13 protein-coding genes and 1 pseudogene are annotated in these 17932 nt (G+C 67.2%); 6 read left to right on the forward strand and 8 right to left on the reverse strand.

All coding sequences use genetic code 11. From position 1 onward, the window contains the following. Positions 1-181 precede the first annotated feature (181 nt). A complete protein-coding gene (argB, locus tag ACNSTU_RS14785; protein ID WP_290630434.1) occupies positions 182-1078 on the forward strand; it encodes an acetylglutamate kinase in 897 nt (298 codons plus the stop codon). 19 nt (positions 1079-1097) lie between these two features. Here argB and ACNSTU_RS14790 read toward each other — a convergent pair whose 3' ends face one another. Continuing rightward, positions 1098-1751, reverse strand: a complete 654-nt coding sequence (locus ACNSTU_RS14790; RefSeq protein ID WP_290637173.1) for a DUF4124 domain-containing protein — start codon at positions 1749-1751, stop codon at positions 1098-1100. 35 nt (positions 1752-1786) lie between these two features. After that, the gene (locus ACNSTU_RS14795; RefSeq protein WP_418212557.1) at positions 1787-2929 is read right to left on the reverse strand and encodes an RNA methyltransferase; all 1143 of its coding nucleotides are present in this window, start codon (positions 2927-2929) and stop codon (positions 1787-1789) included. Here ACNSTU_RS14795 and ACNSTU_RS14800 point away from each other — a divergent pair. Next, positions 2928-3755, forward strand: coding sequence for an alpha/beta hydrolase (locus ACNSTU_RS14800; RefSeq protein WP_290635287.1), 828 nt, complete (start codon positions 2928-2930; stop codon positions 3753-3755). The two genes, ACNSTU_RS14795 and ACNSTU_RS14800, sit on opposite strands and share 2 nt — an antisense overlap. A gap of 59 nt (positions 3756-3814) precedes the next feature. Here ACNSTU_RS14800 and pyrE read toward each other — a convergent pair whose 3' ends face one another. The 3 genes from pyrE to icd form a co-directional block, all read right to left on the reverse strand. Next, a complete protein-coding gene (gene pyrE, locus ACNSTU_RS14805) occupies positions 3815-4456 on the reverse strand; it encodes an orotate phosphoribosyltransferase (protein WP_290637169.1) in 642 nt (213 codons plus the stop codon). A gap of 106 nt (positions 4457-4562) precedes the next feature. After that, positions 4563-7208, reverse strand: coding sequence for a phosphoenolpyruvate carboxylase (ppc, locus tag ACNSTU_RS14810; RefSeq protein WP_290635283.1), 2646 nt, complete (start codon positions 7206-7208; stop codon positions 4563-4565). A gap of 140 nt (positions 7209-7348) precedes the next feature. Next, complete coding sequence (gene icd / locus ACNSTU_RS14815) at positions 7349-9109, reverse strand: isocitrate dehydrogenase (NADP(+)) (RefSeq protein ID WP_290635281.1); 1761 nt, start codon at positions 9107-9109, stop codon at positions 7349-7351. A 709-nt stretch (positions 9110-9818) separates the two neighbouring features. On the opposite strand from icd, the gene ACNSTU_RS14820 reads away from it, so the two are divergent. Together ACNSTU_RS14820 and ACNSTU_RS14825 are read left to right on the forward strand one after the other, a co-directional pair. Beyond that, positions 9819-11003, forward strand: a complete 1185-nt coding sequence (locus ACNSTU_RS14820; RefSeq protein ID WP_290635279.1) for an acetyl-CoA C-acyltransferase family protein — start codon at positions 9819-9821, stop codon at positions 11001-11003. Positions 11004-11094: 91 nt separating this feature from the next. Further along, entirely contained in the window at positions 11095-11880 is a 786-nt protein-coding gene (locus ACNSTU_RS14825) for an exodeoxyribonuclease III (protein ID WP_290635277.1), read from the forward strand. Here ACNSTU_RS14825 and ACNSTU_RS14830 read toward each other — a convergent pair. From ACNSTU_RS14830 to ACNSTU_RS14840, 3 genes and pseudogenes are all read right to left on the reverse strand, one after another. Beyond that, positions 11856-12179, reverse strand: a complete 324-nt coding sequence (locus tag ACNSTU_RS14830) for a glutaredoxin family protein (protein ID WP_290635275.1) — start codon at positions 12177-12179, stop codon at positions 11856-11858. The genes ACNSTU_RS14825 and ACNSTU_RS14830 overlap by 25 nt on opposite strands. A gap of 130 nt (positions 12180-12309) precedes the next feature. Further along, a pseudogene (trxB, locus tag ACNSTU_RS14835) lies at positions 12310-13254 on the reverse strand (thioredoxin-disulfide reductase); the annotation flags it as partial. A 48-nt stretch (positions 13255-13302) separates the two neighbouring features. Continuing rightward, on the reverse strand, positions 13303-13437 hold the full coding sequence (locus tag ACNSTU_RS14840) for a DUF3096 domain-containing protein (RefSeq protein ID WP_290635271.1): 135 nt from the start codon (positions 13435-13437) through the stop codon (positions 13303-13305). A 225-nt stretch (positions 13438-13662) separates the two neighbouring features. On the opposite strand from ACNSTU_RS14840, the gene ACNSTU_RS14845 reads away from it, so the two are divergent. Continuing rightward, the gene (locus ACNSTU_RS14845) at positions 13663-16392 is read left to right on the forward strand and encodes a cation-transporting P-type ATPase (RefSeq protein WP_290635269.1); all 2730 of its coding nucleotides are present in this window, start codon (positions 13663-13665) and stop codon (positions 16390-16392) included. A 66-nt stretch (positions 16393-16458) separates the two neighbouring features. Further along, positions 16459-17838, forward strand: coding sequence for an AmpG family muropeptide MFS transporter (locus tag ACNSTU_RS14850; RefSeq protein WP_290635267.1), 1380 nt, complete (start codon positions 16459-16461; stop codon positions 17836-17838). The last annotated feature ends 94 nt before the right edge of the window (positions 17839-17932 follow it).

The following is a 17932-nucleotide window of genomic DNA, read 5'->3' on the forward strand; positions in this document are numbered from 1 at the left end:
TAAAGGTCCACCCTACGCGGGCGTGATACCGCGGCGGTCAGATTTTTGCGTAGGGTAGCCTGTAGGGTGGACCTTCAGGTCCACCATTCACCGCAGACCGCGGCCGCAGCAACCGTAGGGTAGACCTTCAGGTCTACCATGTTGACCACCACCAACCAGACAACCTCATCACAGGAAAACCATGACCACCACCAAGACCCCAGCCGAAGTCGCCGAAGTCCTCACCGAGGCGCTGCCCTACATCCAGCGCTTCCACGGCAAGACCATCGTGGTGAAGTTCGGTGGCAACGCCATGGTCGACGAGGCGCTCAAGCGCTCTTTCGCCCGCGACATCGTCCTGATGAAGCTGGTGGGCTTCAATCCGGTGGTGGTCCACGGCGGCGGCCCCCAGATCGGCGATCTGCTGGACCGGATCGGCAAGGAGACCCGGTTCGTGGACGGCATGCGCGTGACCGATGCCGAGACCATGGACGTGGTGGAGATGGTGCTGGGCGGGCTGGTGAACAAGGAGATCGTCCAGCTCATCAACGCCCAGGGCGGCCGGGCCGTGGGGCTCACGGGTAAGGATGGTGGCCTGATCCGGGCCCGGCAGCTGCGGCTGGAGGGCAAGGGCGCCGAAACGCCGGACAGCGATCTGCCGGACATCGGTCATGTGGGCGAGGTGGCCAGCATCGACGCCTCGGTGGTGAACATGCTCGACACGGGCGAGTTCATCCCCGTGATCGCCCCCATCGGTGTGGGTGACGACGGACGCGGATACAACATCAATGCCGATCTGGTCGCCGGCAAGCTGGCGGAAGTGCTGGGTGCCGAGAAACTGATTCTGCTGACCAACACCGAGGGGCTGCTGGACAGGGACGGTCATCTGCTCACCGGTCTCGACGCCGAGCGGGTGGAAGAACTGATCCGGGACGGCACCATCCAGGGCGGCATGCTGCCCAAGATCCGCTGTGCACTGGAGTCGGTGCAGAATGGCGTGCGCGCGGCCCACATCATCGACGGCCGGGTCACCCATGCGGTCCTGCTGGAGCTGTTCACCGACCGCGGCGTGGGCACGCTGATCCACGGGCCGTCCTGACCGGCCGCGGGATTGTCGGTCAGCTGTCCCGGGCCCGGAGCTCCTGCAGGCGTTCCAGGTGCCCCTGAAAGGTCTCGCGCACGTCGGCCATCTCCGTTTCCAGGCGCTGGATCAACCGCTCCTGCCGGGCGATTCGCTCGCGTACCTCATTGATGCGCTCATGGGCCGGCGCCGGATCGCCACTGGCGCGCCGCTCCAGCCGGGCCGCTTCGTCCCGCAGGCGGTCCAGCTCCTCGCGGTAGCGCTCGATGCGGTTGTCGGCAAGGGACACCGCGGCCTCGAGGGTGGTGATGCGCTCGTCGCGGGCGGCCCGGATCTCGTCCGGGTGGGTGTAGGTCCTGCGCAGCATGCGGTCGTATTCCGCCTGCTCCGCCGCCCGTTCCTCGGCCAGGGCCTGCGCTTCGCGCTCCTGGGCCTCCCGCTCGCGCTTCAGCGCCCGCTCTTCGTCGGACAGGGCGGCGTCGATGCGCTCCAGGTGCCGGCCCGAGCGGTCGTACACGTCGCGCCCGTCCGGTGCGCGATCCGCCGGCAGCCGGTCGCTGTAGTGCACGTTGCCGTCATCGTCCGTCCAGCGGTAGAGCTGACCATCGGCGCCCGCGGGTGCGGCCAGCACGCTTGTGATGATCAGCGTAGCCAGGGCGCAGGCGCGGCGGTGTGGGAGCAGCGGTTTCATGGGGCGTTCCTGCCTCTCGGTACGACGTCTGGTGCTCAGTGCCGATCCGTCAGGCGGAGCACCAGGCGGCTGGCCCGCCAGAGCTGCCAGCCATCGCGCAGCCCCGGTGCCACATCCACATGGTACAGGCCGGCGGCGGGATACAGATGGGCCTGTTCGTCGCCGATAGCGGCCTGCAGGCGTTCACTGTGACCAATCGGGATGACGTTGTCATCCGTGCCGTGGACCAGGATCAGCTCTGCCTTCAGCCGGGACAGGTCCCGGCGCGCCAGGTCCAGTCCTTGGAGTTCGTCCCGCACCGTCGCGGGCAGGGCATCCAAATACTCGCCGACGCGATCGGGGTCGGTGTTGGTGATCAGCCCGTAGACGGCCTGTCCGTCCCCGCCCAGCGCGTCCACCTGGCCGTCGACCTGTGCACCCGGGTTCTCCAGGCGTGTCTCGGCGATCTCCCGCAGCAGCTCGCGATCGCGCGGGTCGTCGATGCGATCGAGCTGACTCAGCAGGACCACCCATTTGCCCTCGCGTCGTGGCTCGGGCACGGTATCCTGGCGCCCGGACCGGGGTTCCACGCCTGTGGTGACGTAGGTGATGGCGTCCTCGATGTCGTAATAGCCGCCCACGGCAACCAGGAATGCCACGTCCTCTGCCACGTTCGGCGCCTTCGCGGCGATCACCGCCGGCCCGACGGCGAAACTGAACGCCATCAGGCCCACCGGCTCGGTGGCGAAACCGTCCTGCTCCGCGACCACGTACTCCAGCGTGTCCTGGATGTGCCTGGCGTCGCGCAGCCCCACAGCCATGGTCATGGGCCCCTCCACATCGGGGGTGATCACGGTGAAGCCGGCGCGCGCCATGCTGGTGGCGAACTCCACCAGCCGCGGATCGCGGCGGCCGTGCTCGGTGAAGCCGTGTATCAGCACCAGCGTACCGCGCGGCTCGCGGTCCGCGGGTTGATAGACATCGGCAACGTGTTCCCGGTCGCCGACCGCGTAGGCTACGGTGGAACGCTCAGGCTTCTCGGTGATGTTCTTCAGCCGGCTGCTCTCGGCGCCGGACTGGACATCACCCAGAAGCAGCATGCTCTCGTAGCCGCGGTGGACGCTGCCGCAGCCGGCCAGTGCGGCGCCAAGCAGGGTGACAACCAGTATGAGTACAGCGCGCCGGAACAGGGGGTTCATGGGGACTATCACCGTCATTGCGCTTATGGGCGTCGGGATTTACCTCGGCCTGCTCCTGCTACTGTACGGGATGCAGTCGCGGCTGATCCATCTGCCTGGCGTACCCGGGCGCGAGCTGATTGCCACGCCGGCCGAAATCGGGCTCGACTGGGACGATGTTACCCTGGAAACCGAAGACGGCGTTCAGCTTCACGGCTGGTACCTGCCGGGGCCGGATGATACCCGCCATACGGTGCTCTTCTTTCACGGCAACGCCGGCAACATCAGCCACCGGCTGGACAGTCTGGAGATCTTCCACGACCTTGGAGCCGCCGTGCTGATCATCGATTACCGCGGTTACGGTCGTAGCGAGGGGAGCCCGTCCGAGGAAGGACTGTACCGGGACGGTCGCGCTGCATGGGACTATCTCGCGGAGCAACGGGATGTGCCGCCGGGGGAAATCATTGCCTTCGGCCGTTCCCTGGGAGCGGCGGTGGCCGCCCACGTGGCGACCGAGCGGGACGTGGGGGGCGTGATTCTGGAATCGGCGTTTACGTCGGCGCCCGACATGGCGGCCGAGCTCTATCCGATCTTCCCGGTGCGCCAGCTTGCCCGTATTCACTACCCGACGCGGAAGTTCGTGCAGGACCTGCAGGTGCCGCTACTGGTGGTACACAGCCCGGAGGACGAGATAATCCCGTTTCACCACGGCGAGGCGATCTACGAGGCCGCCCGGGAGCCGAAGCAGTTCCTGCGCATCCAGGGCGATCACAACACTGGGTTCATGCGCAGCGGCGAGACCTACACGGACGGGCTGGCCGACTGGCTTCGGATGCTGGAGCGGTAAGCGGACCTGTAACGGCATGCGCAACGCCCGTAGGAGCGGCGCAAGCCGCGACCGCCGACTCAGGCGCCGTACTGCTCCCGGTAGGCGCGGATGGCGGTGAGGTCCGCGTCGTGGTCGCCGCGCTGCTCCAGCCACTCCACCAGGTCGTCCAGGTCGACGATGGGCACCACCGGGGCGTTGTACTGGTCCCGAACCTGCTGCACCGCCGACAGCTCGCCGCTGCCGCGCTCCTTGCGGTCCAGCGCGATCGCCACACCGGCGAGCTCCGCACCGGCGGCGCGGATCATGTTCACCGATTCCCGCACCGAGGTACCGGCCGAGATCACGTCGTCGATCACCAGCACGCGGCCGGCCAGCGGTGCGCCGACAATGGTGCCGCCCTCGCCGTGATCCTTGGCCTCCTTGCGGTTGAAGGCCCAGGGCACGTCCCGGTCGTGGTGATCGGCCAGCGCCACGGCTGTCGTGCTGGCCAGGGGAATGCCCTTGTAGGCCGGGCCGAAGAGCATGTCGAAGCCGACCCCCGAGTTCGTGATCGAGCGCGCGTAGTAGCGCCCCAGGGCGGCGAGGGTGCCGCCGGTGTTGAACAGCCCGGCGTTGAAGAAGTAGGGACTGATACGACCCGATTTGAGCTGGAATTCGCCGAAGCGCAGCACGTTCTGCTCCAGGGCGAAATCGAGGAATTCCCTTTGGTAATCGTGCATAGCCGTTGTGTTCGTCTCCGATGCCTCGTAGGAGCGGCGCGAGCCGCGACAGCGGCCTGCCACAAGCTCTGCGAAATCGCGGCTTGCGCCGCTCCTACGGTGAATGCTATCCCGTGTTGCGCATGCCGGCGGCGATGCCGTTGATGCACACCTGCAGCGCCTTGCGCAGGTGCTCCTCGTTGCGGTGCCGGACCCGGTGCAGCAGCTCCACCTGTAGCCGGTTGAGCGGGTCCACGTAGGGGTTGCGCACGTCCACCGAACGCCGCACCACCGGGAAGTCGGCCAGCGGCCGTTCGTGGCCGCTCACGGTGAGCACGGCGTCCAGGGTGTGCCGGTAACGCTGCCGGAGGTCGTCGCCCAGGGGCTGTAGCTCGGCCGGGACGAGGCGACGGTCGTACTGCGCGGCAACGTCCGGATCGCCCTTGGCCAGCACCATTTCCACCATGTCCAGAAAGGCGTGGAAGAAGGGCCATTGCTCGAACATGGTGCGCAGGCGCTCTTCCTGGCCCTGTTCCAGCGCCTCTCGCAGCGCTTCGCCGACGCCCAGCCAGGCGGGCAGAAGCAGGCGGGTCTGGGTCCAGCTGAAGATCCAGGGGATGGCGCGCAGGCTCTCGACGCCGCCGCTCTGCCGGCGTTTCGCCGGGCGGGAGCCTATGGTGAGCCCGGCGATCTCCTGCTCGGGTGTGGCGGCGCGGAAATACTCCACGAAGTTGTCCGTATGCCGGACCATGCCGCGATAGGATGCCACGGCGGTACCGGAGAGGGTGTCCATGAGCTCACGCCACTCGGGGTCGGGCTCCGGTGGTGGCTGCAGCGTAGCTTCCAGCACGGCGGTGGTGTAGAGCTCCAGGTTGCGCAGGGCGATGCCGGGCAGGCCGAACTTGGCCTGGATGACCTCGCCCTGCTCGGTGGCGCGCAGGCTGCCGTTCACCGATCCGGGTGGCTGGGACAGAATGGCCGCGTGGGTAGGGCCGCCGCCGCGGCCGATGGAGCCGCCCCGGCCGTGGAACAGGGTCAGCTCCACGCCGTTGCGCCGGCAGCAGGCCAACAGCCGCTCCTGGGTCTGGTAGAGCGCCCAGGCGGCGGTGAGGTGGCCGGCGTCCTTGCCTGAGTCGGAGTAGCCGATCATGATCTCCTGCTGGCCCTGGATGCGCTGGTGGTACCAGTCGATCTCCAGCAGCCGGTCGAGACAGGCCTCGGCGCCTTCCAGGTCGTCCAGGGTCTCGAACAGTGGCACCACCCGGAGGTAGTGCTTCACGCCGGCCTCTTTCTGCAGCAGCTCCACCGCCAGGATGTCCGACGGCTTGGATGCCATGGAGATGATGTAGGCCCCAAGGCTGTCCGGCCCCTGTTCCGCGATGACCTGGAATGTGTCCAGCACTTCCTGGACGTCGTCGTCCGGGGCGAAACCGCGCGGGGTGAGTGGCCGTGGGTTGTCCAACTCGGCGATCAGGAAGCGCTGGCGCTCTTCCTCGCTCCAGTCGCCGTAGTCGCCCACGCCCAGCGCCCGGGTGATGGCGCCGAGGGCTTCGGTGTGACGTCCGGCTTCCTGGCGGATGTCGATGCGCATCAGGGTCAGGCCGAAACAGCTCACCCGACGCAGCAGGTCCAGCAGACGGCCGTCGGCCACCACGCCGGCACCGCAGCGATGCAGCGAGCGGTAGCAGTCCAGCAGCGGCTGCCGGAAGTCGTCCACATGCAGGTAGATCTCGCCTTCCGGCAGCTCCCGGCCGGCGAGCCGTGCCTCCAGCCACCGCAGGGTGAGCCGCATGCGGGCGCGCACGCGCTTGAGTACGACCCGGTAGGGCTCCCAGGCGTCGCCCACCTGTTCGCGCAGGTCGGCGTCGCGGCACTGCAGGGACAGCTCGGAGATCAGGCGGGTGAGCTCCTTGTCGTAGAGCTCCGCCGCCTGCCAGCGAGCCATGAGACAGACGTTGCGGGTGACGCGGCCGGTGACGCGCGGGTTGCCGTCGCGATCGCCGCCCATCCATGAGCCGAACTGGATCGGGGCCACGTCCAGCGGCAGGCCGCGGTTGGTGTAGTCCCGGAGCATGCGGTCCAGGCGCCGGGCGTGGCGGGGAATGGCATCCCAGAGGGTCTGCTCCACCACGGCGTAGCCCCAGCGGGCCTCGTCCTCGGGGGAGGGGCGACGCTGGCGGATCTCGTCGGTATGCCAGGCGGCGGTGACTTCCCGCTTGAGTTCCGCCTGCAGCTCGCCGGTCTCGTCGGGGGTGAGATCCTGGCGGTCCTGGGTCTCCAGCAGGCTGGCGATGCGGTTGTGTTTCTGCAGCAGCGACCGCCGCGTCACCTCGGTGGGGTGGGCCGTGAGGACCAGGCCCACCCGCATGCTGCACACGGCGTTGAACAGGTCATCCGGGTCGGTGCCCGCGGCCAGGCGCTTGAACCCTTCTTCCAGCGAGCCGCGCAGCGGGGTGGAGTCCGGCGCCAGCGCCCACGCCCGGCTGCGGCGGACGCGGTGATGCTGTTCGGCGATGTTGGCCAGGTTGAGGAAGTGGGAGAAGGCGCGGACGACGGGCATGATCATGTTGTCGTCCAGGCCGGTCAGCGTCTCTTCCAGCCGGGTGGCGGCCTGGTTGTCGCCGCTGCGTGCCTGCTTGGCCAGGCTGCGCACGGTCTCGACGGTCTGGTAGAGGTCCTGGCTGCCCTGTTCGCGCAGGATCTGGCCGAGCAGGTCGCCCAGTTCCCGGATGTCATCGCGAAGGGGTTGGTCTGTGGCGGATCGATCGGTCATGGCGACCTCGGTCTGTTCTGGGCCGGTCTGATTGCAGCGGGTGCGGTAACAGACGGGGCTGAAGCCCCTCCCACCGTCGGTGTGGGAGGGGCTTCAGCCCCGACCATGGTGTGACAAAGACACCCGAGTCCGTTCCGGTGTTACTCCGGCAGGCCAAACTGTTCGACGCTGGCGAAGATGTCCGTATCGGAGATGATGCCGATGGGCTCCTGATCCTTGTCGGTGACGGCACACCGGCGGATGTTGCTGCCACCCATCTTCTCCGCGCACTCCTGCAGGGTCATGTCCACCGGCACCGTCACCAGCGGTTTGGACGCCACTTCGCCAACCTTGACGGTGTTCGGGCGGCGGCTGGGCTGGACGATCCGGGCGAGCACGTCGCGCTGGGTCATGATGCCCCACTGGCCGTCGTCACCCGGGCGGACGATGACACTGCTGATCCGCTTCTCGCGCATCAGGTGCATGGCGTCTTCCACGTTGGTCTCGGCCGGAACGGAGACCGGGTTCGGGTTCATGAGGTCGGCCACGGTGTGGGGGATACGGCCGGAGGCCACCATCTCTTCCAGCGGCGAGGAGACACGACGCAGCTCGCGGGCTTTGCGATCTTTCTCGATGGCCTGGTCGCGCTCGGAGCGGAACTGGTCCAGGTCCAGGTCGCCCTGCATCTCGGCGATGATGGCGTCGGCGAACTGGCTGGTGCGTACTTCCGCCGCGCCCTCGATCTGGCGGGCGAAGTCGTAGGTGACGATCTTGCTCGTGACCACCTGCTCGTACGCGGCGGTGATGAGGTCCGCCGCTTCGGTCCACCCAATGTGGTGGAGCATCATCACGCCCGAGAAAAGCAGCGAGCCGGGGTTGACCTTGTCCTGGTTGGCGTACTTGGGCGCGGTGCCGTGGGTCGCCTCGAACACGGCGACGTTGTCGCTCATGTTGGCGCCGGGCGCGATGCCTACACCACCCACTTCCGCCGCCACGGCGTCGGAAAGGTAGTCGCCGTTCAGGTTCATGGTGGCCAGCACGTCGAACTCGTTCGGGCGCAGCAGCATCATCTGGAAGATGATGTCGGCGATGCGGTCCTTGATCACCACCTTGCCCTCGGGGCGCTTGCCGCCATAGGTGCTGTAGAGCTCTTCCTCGGTGATGGTGACGTCGCCGAACTCCTCGCGGGCCAGCTCGTAGCCCCAGTGGCGGAAGGCGCCTTCCGTGAACTTCATGATGTTGCCCTTGTGCACAAGGGTCACGCTTTCACGGTTGTTGTCGATGGCGTACTGGATGGCCTTGCGCACCAGACGCTTGCTGCCGAACTCGGAGATCGGCTTGACGCCGAGACCGGCGTCGTCAAAGAACCGCTCGCCCATCTCATTGCGCAGGAAGTCGGCCACCTTGCGGTTTTCATCGGAGCCGGACTGATACTCGATACCGGCGTAGACGTCCTCGGTGTTCTCGCGGAAGATCACCACGTCCACGTCTTCGGGGTGTCGCAGCGGGGAGGGCACGCCGTCGTAGTGGCGCACGGGCCGGACGCAGGCGTAGAGGTCGAGATCCTGGCGCAGCGCCACGTTCAGGGACCGGAAGCCGCCGCCAACGGGCGTCGTGAGCGGGCCCTTGATGGACACGAGGAGGTCTTTCAGCGCTTCCTTGGTCTCTTCCGGGAAGTAGTCGCCTTCGTACAGGCCGGCGGCCTTTTCACCCATGTACAGCTCGGCCCAGTGGATCTTGCGCTTGCCGCCGTAGGCTTTCTGCACGGCAGCGTCCCAGATGCGCATGGAGGCCCTGGTGATATCGGGGCCGATACCGTCGCCTTCCACGTAACCGAGAACGGGCTCGTCAGGGACCTGGATCTTGCCGTCCTTGACGGTAATCTTCTGGCCGCCGCTGGGGTATGAGATGTGTCCGGTCATGCGTCCTCCTCTTGTGGTTCATGCCAGCCCGAATGGACTTTTGGTCCCGACGTCCCAGGGTTGGCGGACGCCACGGGTCATGGCCGGGCAGCCTGGTTGTCAGGCCTGAGTATAACCCTTTCGCCGGAGGCCGGCGGGGCGGCGGGATGCTCCGCCGCCGGGAGAAACGGTCTCGGGCGGTCGATGCGCGCAGAGTCCCCGCAGGACACGCTGAGCCAAGCCCTCCGTGCGCCTTCTTGCGGCGCTTGCGGGAGGGGGCCGCTCGGTGGCTCGTCATTTTGCCCCGGGGCGGGAGCGCGTTCAAGGAAGCGCCTAGGGAAACACTGAACAATTCCCATGGGGCTCTGGTCTTCAGCCGTGCCCGCAGGCAAGGCGCGGCTCGCAGTCAATGGCCGTCGCCCTTGGCAAGAGACGCAACGCCGACTGCGGGCACGGCTGAAGACCCCGACGGGCGGGCCATGCGTTCGCAGTGGACTGTGTTGGCGTTCTTGCCAAGGGCGACGGCCATTGACTGCGAACGCCGCCTTGCCACTGCGAACGCATGGCTCCGCAGAGCCCCATGCGAATTGTTCAGTGTTTCCCTAAGTCGACACCCGCACGGGCGCCAACTACAATGCCTGTCCAGTATTCCACCGGTGCCGGACCGGGATGGCGCAGGCACGCGCCAGACCGCGCCAGGCAGGCCGGATTTCCAGCGAGGAGGCATGACATGACGCGCGAAGTTGTGGTGGTAAGCGGAGCCCGCACGGCGATTGGTACCTACGGTGGCGGGCTGAAGGATGTCTCTCTCGGCGATCTCGCCGCGGACGTTCTGCGCGAGTCCGTGCGCCGGTCCGGCGTGGACCCGCAGCAGGTCGGGCACGTGGTGTTCGGTAACGTCATTCACACCGAACCGCGGGACATGTATTTGGCCCGCGTGGCCACCATCAATGGTGGCCTCGCTCAGCAGACCCCGGCGCTGACCCTCAATCGCCTGTGCGGCAGCGGCCTGCAGGCGATTCTCACGGCCTCCGACTACATCCGCAACGGCGACGCCGAGGCCGTGGTGGGTGGTGGCGCCGATGCCATGTCCCGCGCGCCCTACTGGCTGCCGTCCGGCCGCTGGGGGCAGCGCATGGGCGACGGCGCCATGCTGGATGCCATGGTAGGGGCGCTGACCGATCCCTTCGACAAGTGCCACATGGGCATCACCGCCGAGAACGTGGCCGAGAAGTGGGGCGTGTCCCGGGAGGATCAGGATGCGCTGGCCGCCGAGAGCCACCGGCGGGCGGCCAACGCCATCGACGAAGGCCGCTTCAAGGACCAGATCATGCCGGTGGAGATCAAGTCCCGGAAGGGCACGAAGGTGTTCGACACCGACGAGGGTCCCCGCCGCGACACCGACGCGGACGCGCTCTCCGGCATGAAGCCCGTGTTCAAGCGCGACGGCGGCACCGTGACGGCCGGCAACGCGTCGTCCCTGAACGATGGCGCCGCGGCGGTGACCATGATGGAAGCGGGTGCGGCCGAGAAGGCCGGTCTCAAGCCCATGGGTCGCCTCGTGGCCGGCACGGTGGCCGCGGTGGATCCCAAGTACATGGGTATCGGTCCGGTGCCGGCGGTGCAGCAGCTGCTGGAGAAAACCGGGGTCAGCCGTGACCAGATCGACGTCTGGGAGATCAATGAAGCCTTTGCCGCCCAGGCGCTGGCCGTGTGCCGCGACCTGGAGCTGGACATGGACAAGGTCAACCCCAACGGCAGCGGCATCTCCCTGGGGCATCCCATCGGCGCCACCGGTGCCAACCTGACGGTTAAGGCGCTCTACGAGCTCCAGCGCGCCGGCGGCCGCTACGCGGTGGTGACCATGTGCATCGGCGGCGGTCAGGGCATCGCCGCATTGTTCGAGCGCATGTAACGCGCCTCGATCCGCGACTTGCATTCCGGGGCGGCCCAGCAGGGCCGCCCCGTTTGTTTCCGGTCCGTTGTTACCTGCAAGGCGATTGTCCATGCGCGTTATCAGCCTCAACTGCAACGGCATCCGTGCCGCGGCCCGCAAGGGATTCTTCGACTGGTTGCCGCAGCAGCAGGCCGACGTGGTCTGCCTGCAGGAGCTCAAGGCCCAGCCCGACCAGTTGCCCGCGGACCCGTTTCATCCCGAGGGTTATCACGTGGCGCTGCACGCCGCGGAGAAGAAGGGGTACAGCGGCGTCGGCATCTACGCCCGACGTGAGCCGGATGACGTCATCCGCGGGCTCGGCTGGCCGGACTTCGACGCCGAGGGCCGCTGGATCGAGGCGCGGTTCGGCGCGCTGTCGGTGGTGTCGCTGTATTTCCCGTCCGGCTCGTCCGGCGACCAGCGGCAAGGGGTGAAGGAAGGCTGGATGGGCGACTTCCTGGATCACCTGCGCGAGCTCATGGCCGACGGCCGCGAGTACATCATCTGCGGCGACTGGAATATCGCCCACCGCGAGCTCGACCTGCGCAACTGGCGCAGCAACCGGAAGAACTCCGGCTTTCTGCCCCATGAGCGGGAGTGGCTGGACCGCGTCTTCGACGAGGTGGGCTGGGTGGACGCCTACCGGGCGCTCTACCCGGAGCGGGAGCAGTACACCTGGTGGTCGAACCGCGGCCGGGCCTGGGACAACAACACGGGCTGGCGGATCGACTACCAGGTGATCACGCCTGGCCTGAAGCCGTCGCTGCGAGACGCGTCCGTCTATACCGACGACCGCTTCTCGGACCACGCGCCGTTAACCGTGGATTACGATCAGGCGAACCTGTCTTCCAGGTAGCCCATGATCGCGTCCGACTCATAGAGCCAGTCCAGCGAGCCGTCCTCTTTCTGGATCAGCAGACAGGGCACGGTGCTGCTGCCGCCACCCTGCAGGAGCTGCTCCCGGTAGGCGGGCACACGGCGGATGTCGCGCAGCTCGATCTTGAGGCGGAGGCGTTCGATGGTGCGCAGGACCCGGATGCAGAACGGGCAGGTGTCGTAGTAGTACAGCGCCAGGTTGTCCGTCTCCCGGTCCACATGTTCCTGCTCCTGGTCATTGCGCGTTACAACGGCTGGATTCTGAGGACTCGTCGCCATGGTTCTCTTCTTCAGGGGCTTCGGGTGAATTGCAGGGGCCTGTCTCCATAACCTTGAGGGCTTCCCTGCCTTTTCACAACCCCTGTCGAGCGGAGTGCCGCGGCCCCGGGGAGAGGCTGCGGCCCGCGATTTACGTGTTGCTGATGCGGTCCAGGTAGCGCTCGGCGTCGAGCGCGGCCATGCAGCCGGTGCCGGCGGAGGTCACTGCCTGGCGGTAGACGTGGTCCATGACATCGCCGGCGGCGAACACGCCCGGCACACTGGTGGCGGTGGCGTCGCCTTCCAGGCCGCTTTTCACGCGGATGTAGCCACCCTGCATGTCCAGTTGACCCTGGAAGATGTCGGTGTTGGGCTTGTGGCCGATGGCGATGAACACCCCGGCCACGTCCAGGTCCGTGGTCTCGCCGCTCTCCGTGGACCTGACCCGGGCACCGGTGACGCCAGTGTCATCACCGAGGATCTCGTCCAGGGTGTGGTTCCACTGCAGCGTGATCTGACCGGCTTCGGCCTTGGCGAATAGTTTGTCCTGGAGGATTTTCTCCGCCCGCAGCGAGTCGCGCCGATGCACCAGCGTGACGTGGGATGCGATGTTGGACAGGTACAGCGCTTCCTCCACGGCCGTGTTGCCGCCGCCGATCACCGCCACCTTCTGATTGCGGTAGAAGAATCCGTCGCAGGTGGCGCAGGCGGAGACGCCCTTGCCGGCGAACGTGGTTTCGGACTCCAGCCCGAGGTATTGCGCGCTGGCGCCCGTGGCAATGATCAGTGCGTCGCAGGTGTAGGCGCCCACGTCACCTTCGAGGCGAAACGGCCGCTGGGTCACGTCCACCGTATGGATGTGGTCGAAGATGATCTCGGTGCCGAAGCGCTCGGCGTGGGCCTTCATGCGCTCCATCAGCGCCGGGCCCTGCAGCCCTTCCACGTCGCCCGGCCAGTTGTCCACGTCGGTGGTGGTCGTGAGCTGACCGCCCATCTCGATGCCGGTGACCAGGACCGGCTCGAGATTGGCTCGTGCGGCGTAGACGGCAGCGGTGTAACCCGCAGGTCCGGAGCCCAGGATCAGCAGCTTCTGATGTTTCGCCTCGCTCATGGTCTCTCCTAGAAGTTGGCCGCGCCGGCGGCATCACATCAGGCCGATGACTCCCACCAGGATCAGGTAGGCGGCAATGATGTAGTTCAGCAGCTTGGGCACGATCAGGATCGCAACCCCGGCCAGCAGGGAAATCAGTGGCGTCAGCGGCAGTTCGGCTCCGGTCATGTCGGTTCCTCCGATCGGTTTTTCTTTCGGGAGGAGCATTGTCTACATTCACGGTGCCGAAAACAAAGTGCATTTGCCGCCAATGGCCTGCGCGTGAGCGTTTCTGGATCGGGGCGCCGGGTCGGGAATTCAAGGGCCGTGCGGACTTGATCCACGTCATGCGCTAGTCTGTTGCAGTGCGCAATACTTGTCACGGTCGAGCTCATGAGCGGAGGGACTGACGAAATGGCGACGGATCAGAGTCCTCGGGAGGACTGGCACGCGACCGAGGCGGGCGCCGTGGTGGAGCGCCTGGAGACGCACCGGGACGGCCTGAGCCGGGACGCGGTGGCCGAGCGGCTCGAGCGCCACGGGCCGAACCGCCTGCGCCCGCAGCGTCGCCACGGGCCGCTCATGCGCTTTCTGCTGCAGTTCCACAACGTGCTGATCTACGTCCTCGTCGCGGCCGCCGTGGTCACCGCCCTGCTGGGTCACTGGGTTGATACCGGCGTGATCCTGGGCGTTGTCGTGATCAACGCCGTCATCGGTGTGCTCCAGGAGGGCAAGGCCGAGCGCGCGCTGGATGCCATCCGCGACATGCTCTCGCCCCAGGCCACGGCCATACGCGGCGGCCGACGCGTCACCGTGCCCGCCGAGGAACTGGTCCCCGGGGATATCGTCGTGCTCCAGTCCGGCGACAAGGTGCCGGCCGATCTGCGTCTGCTCCGCGTGCGCGAGCTGCGCGTGGACGAGGCCGTGCTGACCGGCGAATCCGTTGCCGTGAACAAGCACGCCGACCCGGTTCCGGCGGATGCCGTGCTGGGTGACCGGCTGAACATGGCTTTCTCCGGCACCCTGGTGGCATACGGCCAGGCCACGGGCGTGGTGACTGCCACCGGCGATCACACGGAGATCGGACGCATCAGCAGCATGCTGGCCGACGTGGAGAAGCTCACCACGCCGCTGCTGCGCGAGATCGCCGTGTTCGGGCGGTGGCTGGCCGGCGCCATTCTGGTGGCGGCGGCGCTGACATTCCTGTTCGGTCTGGCGTTCCGCGATTACGCCTGGGGCGAGATCTTTCTCGCCGCCGTGGGGCTTGCCGTGGCGGCCATCCCCGAAGGTCTGCCCGCGATCATGACCATCACCCTGGCCATCGGCGTGCAGCGGATGGCGGGGCGCAACGCCATCATCCGCAAACTCCCCGCCGTAGAGACCCTTGGGTCGGTGACCGTGATCTGCTCCGACAAGACCGGTACGCTCACCCGCAACGAGATGACGGTCCAGGCGGTGGCAACGGCGGAGACCGATTACGCCGTCAGCGGTGTCGGCTACGCCCCGGAAGGGGCCATGGAGCGCGATGGCGCGCCGGTGGACCCGGAGGCCGAGGCGGTGCTGCCGGAGGTGCTGCGCGCGGCGCTGTTGTGCAACGACGCCGTGGTACAACGCCGGGAGGGAGGCTGGCACATGGAGGGCGACCCTACCGAGGGCGCCCTGATGACGCTCGCCCTCAAGGGTGGGTTGGACGCCTCCGACCTGCGGGCCGAGCTGCCGCGCACCGACGCCATCCCGTTCGAGTCCGAACACCGCTTCATGGCCACCCTCCATCACGACCACCACGGTGCCGGCGTGATCTATCTCAAGGGGGCGCCGGAGCGGGTGCTGGAGATGTGTGCGCGGCAACGCACCGCGGACGGCGATGAGGTCATTGACCGCGATCACTGGCACGGCGTCATGGACGGGCTGGCCGACCGCGGGCAGCGTGTTCTGGCCCTGGCTGCCCGCGCCGCCGACGCCGGCCAGCAGGAGCTGGCGTTCGAACATGTGGATGAGGGCCTGGTCCTGCTCGGGCTCGTCGGCATCATCGATCCGCCGCGGGAAGAGGCCATCGCCGCCGTGCGACAGTGCCAGGAGGCGGGCATCCGCACCAAGATGATCACCGGTGATCACGCCCTCACCGCCCGGGCGATCGGCCGTGAGCTGGGCATCGGCGACGGCAGCCGGGTGCTCAACGGCGGCGATGTGGAGTCCATGGATGACGCCGCGCTGCAGCGCGCGGTTGCGGAAACCGACGTGTTCGCCCGCTCCAGCCCCGAGCACAAGCTGCGGCTGGTGCAGGCGCTTCAGGCCAGCGGCGAGCGCGTGGCCATGACCGGTGACGGCGTCAACGACGCGCCCGCGCTCAAGCGCGCCGACGTGGGCGTGGCCATGGGGCTCAAGGGCACGGAGGTCTCCAAGGAGGCCAGCGACATGGTGCTCGCCGACGACAACTTCGCCTCCATCGCCCGGGCGGTGGAAGAGGGGCGGACGGTCTACGACAATCTGCGTAAGGCCCTGCTGTTCCTGCTGCCCACCAATGGCGGCCAGGCGCTGGTGGTGATCGCTGCCGTGCTGGCTGGCCTGCTGCTGCCCATCTCGCCGGTGCAGATCCTCTGGGTGAACATGGTCACCGCCGTGACTCTGGGCCTGGCGCTGGCCTTCGAACCCACGGAGGCCGGGGTGATGGCGCGGCCGCCACGGGCGCCGACGGAGCCCATCCTGTCCGGCTTTCTGGTCTGGCGGGTGGCGTTTGTCTCGGTCCTTCTGGTGACCGCCACGTTCGGGCTCTTTCTACTCGCCCACGCCGATGACGCCGCCATGGAATACGCCCGCACGGTGGCGGTGAACACCCTGGTGGTCTGCCAGATCTTCTATCTGGTGAGTGCGCGGTTCGTCCGTCGCCCGGCGTTGGCGGCGGGGCTCATGCGGGGTAACCCGTGGGTGCCGGGCTCCATTGCGGCGATCGTCGTCCTGCAGCTGCTGTTCACCTATGCGCCCCCGCTGCAGCTGCTGTTCGGCTCCCAGGCGCTCGCGCCCGCGGACTGGCTGCGGATTCTCGCCGCCGGCCTGACCGTGTTCCTGCTGGTGGAGCTGGAGAAGTGGCTGCTGAGCCCCGGGTCCGGCGAGGGTGTTGCCGAGATGGCAAGCACAACACGCTGATTGGGGCGTTTCCCTGACGCGCGATAACCGCTACAGTCCGGCCATCGCCAACGTCGCGGTATCACCATGTCCGGATCCGTCACCAGCACTGCCAGTCCGTCCCGGCTGGACGCCCTGCGCGTCTATGCGCACCCACGCGTGTTCGCCATGCTGTTCCTGGGGTTCGCCGCCGGGCTGCCGCTGCTGCTGGTGGGAGGAACGTTCACGGCGTGGCTGCGCGACCTCGGCGTGGAGCTGGCCGCCATCGGCTTTCTCAGCTGGGTGGGGTTGGCACACAGCATCAAGGTACTGTGGGCGCCGCTGGTCGACCGCCTGACCCTGCCGGTGCTGACGTCGCTGTTCGGGCGTCGGCGCGCCTGGATTCTTGCGGCGCAGTGCACCGTGGCCGCCGGCCTGCTCGGCATGGCGCTGACCGATCCGGTCGAGAATCTCTGGCTGGTGGCGTTCTGGGCGGTGATCACCGCCTTCGGCTCGGCAACCCAGGACATCTCCATCGACGCTTACCGCGTCGAGGCGGTGGGGCGGGAGCGCCAGGGGGCCATGGCCGCCACCTATGTCACCGGGTACCGACTGGCGATTCTCATGGCGGGCGCCGGTGCGCTGCACATTGCGGCGGTGGGCAACTGGAGCGTTGCCTACGGCGCCATGGCCGTACTGATGGGGGTGGGGCTGATCACCACCCTGATCGTGCGCGAGCCGGAAGTTCAGCAGGTCAGCGGGGATACCCGTCGCATGGAACAGCGGGTGGTGGAGTACCTGGACCGCACCACCCATCAGGGCGTGCTGCGCGACTTTGTGGCCTGGTTTCTGAGTGCGGTGGTCTGCCCGTTCGCCGATTTCTTCAAGCGTTACGGCTTGGCCGCCGTGGCAGTGTTGTTGTTCGTGGGCACGTTCCGCATCAGCGACATCGTCATGGGGGTCATGGCCAATCCCTTCTATCTGGATCTCGGCTTCACCAAGACCGAGATCGCCAACGTGGCCGCGGCCTTCGGGCTTGCCATGACGCTTGGCGGCGCAGCGCTCGGCGGCGTGCTGGTGCTGCGTTTCGGTATCGCAAGGATGCTGATCTTCACCGCGATCATGGCGCCGGTGACCAATCTCACCTTCTCGTGGCTGGCGCTGATCGGCCCGGAGCTCTACGGTCTGGTGTTCGCCATCATCGCCGACAACGTCACCGGCGGCATGGCGATATCCGTTTTTCTGGCGTATCTGGCCAGTCTCACCAATACGGCGTACACCGCCACCCAGTACGCCCTGTTCAGTTCACTCATGACCCTGCCGGGGCAGTTCCTCGGCGGCTTCACCGGGTGGCTCGCGGAGCAGGTGGACTGGGTCTGGTTCTTCATCATCGCCGCCGGTGCGGGACTCCCCGCCGTTGTCCTGGCGCTGCTGCTCCTGCGCTTTGCCCACCCCGACCGCATGCGGCAGCCGGGCAAGGACGACTGACGGTCCGCCACCCGGGTGACACTCCATGACCAGTTGTTGACGCAAGGCGACGACGCATCGCGTCAGTCGTGGTTTGTGATGTCCATAACGCGAT

The organism is Aquisalimonas sp. APHAB1-3 (assembly GCF_048323695.1).
In the GTDB taxonomy this organism is placed as follows: domain Bacteria; phylum Pseudomonadota; class Gammaproteobacteria; order Nitrococcales; family Aquisalimonadaceae; genus Aquisalimonas.

Coding starts and splice junctions, on each gene's coding strand:
- argB (WP_290630434.1), top strand. CDS start 182: ATGACCACCACCAAGACCCCAGCCGAAGTCGCCGAAGTCCTCACCGAG.
- ACNSTU_RS14790 (WP_290637173.1), bottom strand. CDS start 1,751: ATGAAACCGCTGCTCCCACACCGCCGCGCCTGCGCCCTGGCTACGCTG.
- ACNSTU_RS14800 (WP_290635287.1), top strand. CDS start 2,928: ATGGGGACTATCACCGTCATTGCGCTTATGGGCGTCGGGATTTACCTC.
- ACNSTU_RS14795 (WP_418212557.1), bottom strand. CDS start 2,929: ATGAACCCCCTGTTCCGGCGCGCTGTACTCATACTGGTTGTCACCCTG.
- pyrE (WP_290637169.1), bottom strand. CDS start 4,456: ATGCACGATTACCAAAGGGAATTCCTCGATTTCGCCCTGGAGCAGAAC.
- ppc (WP_290635283.1), bottom strand. CDS start 7,208: ATGACCGATCGATCCGCCACAGACCAACCCCTTCGCGATGACATCCGG.
- icd (WP_290635281.1), bottom strand. CDS start 9,109: ATGACCGGACACATCTCATACCCCAGCGGCGGCCAGAAGATTACCGTC.
- ACNSTU_RS14820 (WP_290635279.1), top strand. CDS start 9,819: ATGACGCGCGAAGTTGTGGTGGTAAGCGGAGCCCGCACGGCGATTGGT.
- ACNSTU_RS14825 (WP_290635277.1), top strand. CDS start 11,095: ATGCGCGTTATCAGCCTCAACTGCAACGGCATCCGTGCCGCGGCCCGC.
- ACNSTU_RS14830 (WP_290635275.1), bottom strand. CDS start 12,179: ATGGCGACGAGTCCTCAGAATCCAGCCGTTGTAACGCGCAATGACCAG.
- ACNSTU_RS14840 (WP_290635271.1), bottom strand. CDS start 13,437: ATGACCGGAGCCGAACTGCCGCTGACGCCACTGATTTCCCTGCTGGCC.
- ACNSTU_RS14845 (WP_290635269.1), top strand. CDS start 13,663: ATGGCGACGGATCAGAGTCCTCGGGAGGACTGGCACGCGACCGAGGCG.
- ACNSTU_RS14850 (WP_290635267.1), top strand. CDS start 16,459: ATGTCCGGATCCGTCACCAGCACTGCCAGTCCGTCCCGGCTGGACGCC.